The sequence below is a fragment of the Segeticoccus rhizosphaerae genome, from assembly GCF_009192725.1.
Taxonomy (GTDB): domain Bacteria; phylum Actinomycetota; class Actinomycetes; order Actinomycetales; family Dermatophilaceae; genus Segeticoccus; species Segeticoccus rhizosphaerae.
Map to the genome: position 1 here is coordinate 1 of NZ_VOHR01000205.1, position 6,985 is coordinate 6,985.

Below are 6,985 nucleotides of genomic sequence, written 5' to 3' on the forward strand. Positions count from 1 at the left end.
AGCGGAATCGGCTTGGCCGCCGCCCGGGCCCTGGCCGAGGCCGGGTGGCACGTCGTCGCCACGGCTCGCCGCCCCGACGCGGCGGACGCGTTGCGGCAGGTGGCGATGGAGCAGCAGGCCGTGGAGGTGCGGGCGCTCGACGTCACCAGCGACGCCTCGGTCGATGCGTGTCTCGGATCGGTCCTCGCCGACCACGGCAGTGTGGGCCTGCTGGTCAACAACGCGGGGGCTGGGCACCGCGGCACCTTGGAGCAACTCAGCATCCAGGCGCTGGCGCAGTCGATGGAGCTCAACTTCCTCGGGGTCGCGCGGGTGACCAAGGCCGTGCTGCCCGGCATGCGGGCCGCCAGAGCCGGCCGGGTCATCACCGTCACGAGCATGAACGGTGTGGTGGGTATGCCGTTCAGCGATGCCTACAACGCCTCAAAGTTCGCGGTCGAGGGCCTCATGGAGGGCCTGGCCGCGGTGATGCGCGAGTTCGGCGTGCACATCTCGGTGCTGGAGCCCGGACCGGTGCGCACCGCATTCTTCGCGAACCTCGGCGGCGCGGTGGGCAACATCACCACTGACGATCCCTACCGGGAGCTCATCGATCGCTACAACGCGATGATGGCCGACCTGGGTGGAGGCGGTCAGTCGCCCGGTTCCGTCGCCGACCTCATCTGCCAGATCGCCGCCGACCCCTCACCTGCGCTGCGCTACCAGTCGTCGGAGCAAGCGCGCAGCATCGCGGCGCAGAAGCTGGTCGACACCACCGGCCGGAGCATCCTGACCGCCACGGGGGCGTTGCTCCAGCCCTGAAGCTCTCTCGGATCAGTGCTCCGGGTCGGCGCACTCGATCAGGTGGAAGGCCGGCTCCTCGTAGGGGTGGGCTGCCCGCAGGGCCGCCACGACCGCGCGCCGCCGGCTCCTCGGGAGCATGACCTCGACCCGGTCCTCGGCGACGCGTTCGAGGTCGCCGACCGCACCGATCACCGGGTTCGCGCCGGCGACCGGCCGGAACTGGCCCGTGCCTCGCGCCGTGAAGGCGCACTCGCGGTAGTCACCCACTGCCCCGGCCCCCGCGGCGAAGATCGCGTCGAGGACGGACTGCGTCGCCCCGACTGGTGCGTAGAAGACGAGGACATCCCTGGGTCCGGCGTTCATGTCCGCCAACCTATCCGGCACCCTCCTCCGGCGCGGGTCACCCGGCGGTGTAGGCCGTGGCGATCTGTGCGCCGAGGACGGCGTTCTGCTTCACCAGCGCGATGTTGGCGGTGAGGCTCTCGCCGCCAGTGATCTCGACGATCCGGCCGAGCAGGTAGGGAGTCGCGTCCTTGCCGTGGATCCCGCGCTTATTCATGTCCGCGAGGGCCTGGTCGATGATGCCCGAGATGCGCTCAGAGGGGATCTCGTCCTGCGCGGCGATTGGGTTGGCCACGGCGATGCCGCCGGCGATGCCCAGATCCCACTTGGCGTGCATGATCGCGGCGATCTCCTCCGCGCCGTCGACGCGCAGCGGCGCCTCGAACCCGCTCTGGCGTGAGTAGAAGGCGGGGAACTCGTCGGTGCCGTTGCACAGGACCGGCACGCCGAGGGTCTCCAGCTTCTCCAGGGTCAGGCCGATGTCGAGGATGCTCTTGACCCCGGCGCTGATCACGGCGACCTCGGTGGTCGACAGCTCGGTGAGGTCCGCGCTCACGTCGAAGCTCTGCGGTGCCCCGCGGTGGACGCCGCCGAGCCCGCCAGTGACGAACACGCGGATGCCGGCCAGCGCGGCCAGGCGCATGGTGGCTGCCACGGTGGTGGCGCCGTGCTGCTCTCTCGCCACGACATACGGCAGGTCCCGGATGCTGACCTTCGCGACGTCGGGGGCCGATGCGAGCAGCTCCAGGTCGTCCGGCTCGAGGCCGATCCGCGGCTTTCCGTGCAGCACCGCGATGGTCGCCGGGACCACGTCGTGGCTGCGCAGGATCTGCTCGACCTCGGTGGCCATGGCGACGTTCTGCGGGTAGGGCATGCCGTGGCTGATGATCGTGCTCTCGAGGGCCACGACAGGACGGCCGTCGCGCAGGGCCTGCTCGACCTCGGGGGTCAGGGTGAGGGCGGGGTGTGGTGCGGTCCGTGTCGTCATGGGGTCTTGGTGCCTTCCGGGATGTGCTGGGTCTCTTGGGTGTCTTGGGCCTGCTGTTGCAGGACGTCCTGGATGAGCCGGGGCGTCAGGTCCGGTCGGACGGTGTGGGTGCTCTGGATGGTCAGCGCGGCGGCCGCGTGACCGTGCCGTGCCGCAACGGCCGGCTCGTGGCCGGTGAGGAGCGCGTGGGCGAACGCCGCGAGCATGGCGTCCCCGGCGCCGGTCACGTCCACCACCTCGACCGGCCAGGCGGCGATGAGCTGGTGCCCTTCGCCGGCGGTGCTGAAGAGGCTGCCGTGTGCGCCGAGGCGCACCCAGACGTGGTGCACGCCGCGGTCGTGCAGCGACGACACGGCGGCGAGCAGCTGTGGCTCGGTGCCCGCCGGCAGGCCGGTGATGGCCTGCAGCTCGTCGCGGTTGGGGGTGATGGCGAACAGCGGCCGGTCGGCTTGGATGAGGGCCGCGAGGGCGGCCGATTTCGGCACACTGACCGGCTCGAGGACGCACCGGACGCCGGCGGCGTGGCCGAGGTCGAGGGCGGCGGCAACGGTGTCCGCAGGCAGGTTGCCGTCGAGCAGGAGCAGGTCGGCGTTGCCGATGAGGTCCCTCGCGCCGGTCACGTGCTCGGGCCGCAGCTCCTGCGTCGCGGTCATGTCGGAGACGGCCACGGCCAGCTCGCCGTCGGCGTCCAGCACGGCCGTGTAGGTGCCGGTGGGGCCGTCACTGCGGTGCAGATGGTCCAGGTGCACCCCGGCCTCACGGGTGTCGGCGAGCAGCCGTTCGCCTGCCGGGTCCCGGCCGACGACGCAGATTAGGTGGGTGTTGGTGCCGAGGCGGGCCAGGGCTTCGGCGATGTTGCGCCCGACCCCGCCGGGGGACATCGAAGCGTGACCCGGGTTGCTGGTGCCCGGCGTGACGGAGCGTGCGCTGCGGGCCTTGACGTCCAGGTTGGCCCCGCCGATCACGACGACCGCCCGGTCCTCGCGCAGGATGTAGCCGCGGCCGAGGATGGCCCCCTTCTTGCCGAGGTTTGACAGGTGCACGTTGACCGCGGCCCGGCTGCTGGCGACGCGTTCGGCGATCTGGGCGGGGGTGATCATCGGGTCCGCCCGCAACAGCGCGACGATCTCGCGCTCCCGCTCGGTCAACGTCATACTAGAAAGAGTAAAGGAACTTTAGGTTTCTAAGCAAGTCGACCGACCGCACAGCGACGGGCGGTCGCTGCGCTCGCGGGATCAGCTCCAGTCTGCCGTTGCCAAGCAGGGAGCTTCGGGCGTGACGCGTCAGACAACGCGGCCGGGATTGTCCCGGCCGCCGCGGTCGCTGAACCGGGGGGAAGGCCGCCATGATGGGTGGACCACGACGTTGGAGGACAGCGATGAGCGCCGACCAGACGGTACCGACGGCACCCGCGACCGGGCGACGGGGGCGACACCGGGTGGTGGTGATCGGCTCGGGCTTCGGTGGCCTGTTCGGGGCCAAGGCCCTCAAGAAGGCCGACGTCGACCTCACCCTCGTCGCCCGGACGACCCACCACCTGTTCCAGCCGCTGCTCTACCAGGTCACCACCGGCATCCTGTCCGAGGGCGAGGTCGCCCCCTCGACCCGAGAGGTGCTGAGCCGGCAGAAGAACGCCGACGTGGTGCTCGGAGAGGTGACCGACATCGACCTCGAGCACCGCACCGTCACCGCGCACGTCCTCGAGCGCGAGCACACCTATGACTACGACAGCCTGATCGTGGCCGCCGGTTCGGGACAGTCCTACTTCGGGCACGAGGAGTTCGCCGACAACGCGCCCGGCATGAAGAGCATCGATGACGCCCTCGAGCTGCGAGGACGGATCTTCGGGTCGTTCGAGCTGGCCGAGCTGGCCGCAGCTGCGGGGCGCACCGAGGACGTCGACCGGCTGATGACCTTCGTGGTGATCGGTGCGGGCGCGACCGGGGTCGAGATGGCAGGGCAGATCGCCGAGCTGTCCAAACGGACGCTGCGTCACGACTTCCGGCACATCGACCCCACCCGGGCGCGGATCATCATGCTGGATGCGATGGACTCGGTCCTCGGCTCCTTCGGCGACCGCCTCGGTGGCAAGGCGGCCCGGCGACTTCGCAAGATGGGGGTGGAGATCCGACTCGGTCAGAAGGTCGTCGACGTGGACCGCACCGGGATCGTCGTGGAGCACCAGGACGGCCGGCGGGAGCGGATCGACGCGGTCGCCAAGGTCTGGGCGGCCGGCGTCTCCGCCAGCCCCCTCGGCCGGCAGCTGGCCGACCAGGTGGGCCTGCAGGTCGACCGGGCCGGCCGGATCCCGGTGCAGCCCGACCTGACCCTGCCGGGTCACCCGGAGGTCTTCGTGGTCGGCGACATGATCACCCTCGACCACCTCCCCGGGGTGGCGCAGGTGGCCATCCAGTCGGCGCGGTATGCCGCGGACCAGATCCACCGCCGGCTGGAGGGTCGTGAGACCGGGCAGCCCTTCCACTACTTCGACAAGGGCAGCATGGCGACGATCTCGCGGTTCAGTGCGGTCGTCAGCATCGGCAGGCTGCGGATGTCAGGTCTGCTCGGCTGGTTGCTGTGGCTCGGGGTCCACCTGTTCTACATCATCGGCTTCAAGAGCCGTATCACCACGCTGTTGCACTGGGTGGTGAGCTTCCTCGGTCGTGGCCGGGCCCAACGGACGGTGACCGAGCAGCAGACCTTCGCCAGGCTCGCGCTGCAGCAGCTCGGCAAGGACTTCCGGCCCTCGCTGGACCGGCCGGGCCAGACCCGGCGCGACGAGGACTGACCCGGTCGGGTGAGCGACGCGTCGGCGAGCCATGGCGTCCGCGGGGTATGCCGTGTGGCCGGGCTGCTGCTCGCGGCTGGGGCCGGGCGCCGCGCCGGTGGGCCGAAGGCTCTCCGCACCGACGGGGTGAGGGGCGCACGGCAGGACGCCACCTGGGCCGAGCGAGGGGCCGAGGTGCTGCTGACCGGCGGCTGTGACCAGGTGACGGTGGTGGTGGGCGCGGCCTCGGAAGCAGTTGCCGAGCGGCTGGCCGACTGGCCGGTGCAGGTGGTGGAAGCAGCCGACTGGGCGCAGGGACTGGGCTCCTCCCTGCGAGCGGGCCTGGTGGCGTTGATGGTCCGAGCTGACGTGGCTGCAGATCACGGTGGGCCGGACGAGTCGCCGTGCTGTGCCTGCGTGCACCTCGTGGACCTGCCGGACGTCGGCGCCGACGTCGTGGCCCGACTGCTCCCGCGCGCCACACCGGACGCTCTCGTCCGGGCGTCCTACGCCGGCAGGGTCGGCCACCCCGTGCTGATCGGCCGCAACCACTGGGCCGGAGTCTGCGAGACGGTGGACGGCGACCGCGGCGCCGGGGCCTACCTGCGCAGCCACGGCGCGCAGCTCGTGGAGTGCGCGGATCTCGCGACCGGCGCCGACGTCGACTCGCCGCCGGCACCGAAGACTGGTCCCGGCTGATCCGGCCCAGGGGTTCCGGGTAGCCGCGCGACCACTTGTGCGGACGGCATACGCTGCGGTCATGAAGTCCTGAGATCGACCCTCGAGACAGGAGGCTACGGCGTGCGGGAGTGCACATCACCGGACGAGGTCGCCGCCGGGCTGCACAGGACCGGCTACCTGGCGGATGACGGGCTGTCGACGATCACCTTCCTGGCGCTGGCGATGCAGCGGCCGCTGCTGCTCGAGGGCGAGCCCGGCACCGGCAAGACGGCACTGGCCGAGGGCTTGGCGCAGGTCCTCGACGTCCCGCTGGTCCGACTGCAGTGCTACGAGGGCATCGACGCGAGCCAGGCCCTCTACGACTGGGACTTCCCCCGGCAGATCCTCCACCTGCGCGCCGTGGAGGCCGCCGAGTCGGCGGAGCCGGGTCTCGATGTCGAGCAGCTGGAGGGAACGCTGTTCGCCGATCGCTACCTGCTGGACCGGCCCATCCTGCGTGCCTTGCGCGCCGGGGGAGCGGTGCTGCTCGTCGACGAGATCGACCGTGCCGACGACGAGTTCGAAGCCTTCCTGCTCGAGGTGCTGTCGACCGGACAGGTCACGATCCCGGAGTACGGCGTGGTGCGCGCCGAGGTGCCTCCGGTGGTCGTGCTGACGTCCAACCGCACCAGAGAGCTGCACGACGCCCTCAAGCGCCGGTGCCTCTACCACTGGCTGGACCATCCGAGCCTTGCGCGCGAGGTCCAGATCATCCGCACCCGGCAGCCCGAGGTGTCCGGGCAGCTCGCGGAGCAGGTGGCTCGAGCCGTCCATCGGATGCGCGAGCCGGGAGACCTGCTCAAACCGCCGGGAGTGGCGGAGTCGCTCGACTGGGCGCGGGCGCTGCACCGGCTCGGCCACGCCGACCTCGACAACGAGGCGGCGGGCACCACCCTGGGCGCGGTACTGAAGTACCGCGAGGACGCCGACCGGGTGCGGGGGCGGCTCGACGCGGTGCTGGCCGGGTGAGGGCGCGTGGTCCAGGAGGTGCTCGCGGCCGACGAGGGTCTCGTCGCCTTCGCGCGCGTGCTGCGGCAGGCCGGGATGGCGGTGACGGCCGACCGGACCCAGGCGTTCCTGCGAGCCACCGCCCTCGCCGGGGCCGGTGACCGCCGCGGCGTCTACTGGTCGGGGCGAGCCACCCTGTGCGCCTCGCCCGACGATCTCGACTGCTATGACAAGGCATTCGAGATCTGGTTCTCCGACGAGGACCTGCCACGGCGGCGGCGCACCGACGCTCCTCCCGTCACGGTCGCACAGGCGGCCCTGACCGCGCAGCCGGGGTCGGAGCAGGCGCAGCGCGACGACCGGCCCCTGGCCGCCATCGCGAGCGGCGACGAGGTGCTGCGGCACCGGGACATCGCCCAGCTCTCACCGGCCGAACG

The 6,985-nt window shown here is 71.3% G+C and carries 7 protein-coding genes and 1 pseudogene; 5 read left to right on the top strand and 3 right to left on the bottom strand.

Annotation, left to right across the window (positions count from 1 at the left end; genetic code table 11):
• On the top strand, positions 1 to 801 hold an 801-nt coding region (locus FRW57_RS14855; RefSeq protein ID WP_152186355.1), incomplete at its 5' end, for an SDR family NAD(P)-dependent oxidoreductase.
• Between the two features lie 12 nt (positions 802 to 813).
• Here FRW57_RS14855 and FRW57_RS14860 read toward each other — a convergent pair.
• From FRW57_RS14860 to FRW57_RS14870, 3 genes are read right to left on the bottom strand one after another with little or no spacing between them, the layout of a single operon-like run.
• Positions 814 to 1,146 carry a YqfO family protein gene (locus FRW57_RS14860; protein ID WP_137122407.1) on the bottom strand — a complete coding sequence of 111 codons (333 nt, stop codon included), beginning with the start codon at positions 1,144 to 1,146 and terminating at the stop codon, positions 814 to 816.
• 37 nt (positions 1,147 to 1,183) lie between these two features.
• Positions 1,184 to 2,113 (bottom strand): pseudouridine-5'-phosphate glycosidase, encoded by a 930-nt coding sequence (locus FRW57_RS14865; protein WP_137122408.1) that lies wholly within the window; start codon positions 2,111 to 2,113, stop codon positions 1,184 to 1,186.
• Complete coding sequence (locus FRW57_RS14870) at positions 2,110 to 3,267, bottom strand: carbohydrate kinase (RefSeq protein WP_137122409.1); 1,158 nt, start codon at positions 3,265 to 3,267, stop codon at positions 2,110 to 2,112. Before FRW57_RS14870 ends, FRW57_RS14865 begins: the two co-directional genes overlap by 4 nt.
• A 224-nt stretch (positions 3,268 to 3,491) precedes the next feature.
• Between FRW57_RS14870 and FRW57_RS14875 the strand changes: the two genes are divergently transcribed.
• From FRW57_RS14875 to FRW57_RS14890, 4 genes and pseudogenes are all read left to right on the top strand, one after another.
• The gene (locus FRW57_RS14875; RefSeq protein ID WP_137122410.1) at positions 3,492 to 4,901 is read left to right on the top strand and encodes an NAD(P)/FAD-dependent oxidoreductase; all 1,410 of its coding nucleotides are present in this window, start codon (positions 3,492 to 3,494) and stop codon (positions 4,899 to 4,901) included.
• 9 nt (positions 4,902 to 4,910) lie between these two features.
• On the top strand, positions 4,911 to 5,579 hold the full coding sequence (locus FRW57_RS14880) for a nucleotidyltransferase family protein (RefSeq protein WP_238384769.1): 669 nt from the start codon (positions 4,911 to 4,913) through the stop codon (positions 5,577 to 5,579).
• A 102-nt stretch (positions 5,580 to 5,681) separates the two neighbouring features.
• The gene (locus FRW57_RS14885; protein ID WP_238384770.1) at positions 5,682 to 6,569 is read left to right on the top strand and encodes an AAA family ATPase; all 888 of its coding nucleotides are present in this window, start codon (positions 5,682 to 5,684) and stop codon (positions 6,567 to 6,569) included.
• Positions 6,570 to 6,575: 6 nt separating this feature from the next.
• Positions 6,576 to 6,985: pseudogene (locus tag FRW57_RS14890) on the top strand (vWA domain-containing protein); the annotation flags it as partial.